This is a genomic window from Clostridioides sp. ES-S-0049-02, assembly GCF_020658465.1.
Classification (GTDB): Bacteria; Bacillota; Clostridia; order Peptostreptococcales; family Peptostreptococcaceae; genus Clostridioides.
In genome coordinates this window covers 1-386 of record NZ_JACVWG010000066.1, presented here as the reverse complement: position 1 = coordinate 386, position 386 = coordinate 1, and the positions used below count along the sequence as shown (strand labels likewise).

The window sequence follows — 386 nt, the reverse complement described above, 5'->3', positions numbered from 1 at the left end:
TCCAGCGTGACAGGCTGGCATTCTAACCAACTGAACTACCAGGCCGCAAATGGTGGGACCAGCAGGGCTCGAACCTGCGACCCCCTGCTTGTAAGGCAGGTGCTCTCCCAGCTGAGCTATGATCCCATTTTTTGGAGCGGGTGAAGGGGATCGAACCCTCACAGCTGGCTTGGAAGGCCAGAACTCTACCATTGAGCTACACCCGCTTATTTAATTGTTTTTTTGGTGACTCGTAGGGGAATTGAACCCCTGTTACCGCCGTGAAAGGGCGGTGTCTTAACCTCTTGACCAACGAGCCATTTTAATGGTTGCGGAGGCAGGACTCGAACCTACGACCTTCGGGTTATGAGCCCGACGAGCTGCCAACTGCTCCACTCCGCGATATT

At 54.4% G+C, this 386-nt stretch carries 4 tRNA genes; all 4 read right to left on the bottom strand.

From position 1 onward, the window contains the following. Positions 1–50 precede the first annotated feature (50 nt). The 4 genes from IC213_RS20650 to IC213_RS20635 all read right to left on the bottom strand — a co-directional run bounded on the left by IC213_RS20650 (position 51) and on the right by IC213_RS20635 (position 381). Positions 51–126 (bottom strand) — tRNA-Val (locus IC213_RS20650). Between the two features lie 6 nt (positions 127–132). Then, positions 133–206: transfer RNA gene (locus tag IC213_RS20645), tRNA-Gly, on the bottom strand. 17 nt (positions 207–223) lie between these two features. Continuing rightward, positions 224–298: transfer RNA gene (locus tag IC213_RS20640), tRNA-Glu, on the bottom strand. A gap of 7 nt (positions 299–305) precedes the next feature. Continuing rightward, positions 306–381: transfer RNA gene (locus tag IC213_RS20635), tRNA-Met, on the bottom strand. Positions 382–386: the final 5 nt, after the last annotated feature.